At 62.4% G+C, this 287-nt stretch carries 1 pseudogene; it reads left to right on the forward strand.

What is annotated here, in order from left to right:
- Nucleotides 1-287: pseudogene (locus J0A67_RS23700) on the forward strand (PQQ-binding-like beta-propeller repeat protein); the annotation flags it as partial.

Genomic DNA, 287 nt, shown 5'->3' on the forward strand with positions numbered 1-287 from the left:
CAGTATGGCGTGCCGTTCGGCGTCACCCTGAACCCGTTCCTGTCGCCGTTCGGCCTGCCGTGCAAACAGCCGGCCTGGGGTTACATTTCCGCCGTGGATCTGAAAACCAACGACATCGTGTGGAAAAAACGCATCGGCACCGTGCGCGACAGCTCACCGTTGCCGCTGCCGTTCAAAATGGGCATGCCGATGCTGGGCGGCCCGGTGACCACCGCCGGTAACGTGTTCTTCATCGGCGCCACCGCGGACAACTACCTGCGCGCCTTCAGCGTGACCAACGGTGAAAA

It is taken from the genome of Algoriphagus aestuariicola (assembly GCF_017254835.1).
Lineage (GTDB): Bacteria > Bacteroidota > Bacteroidia > Cytophagales > Cyclobacteriaceae > Algoriphagus > Algoriphagus aestuariicola.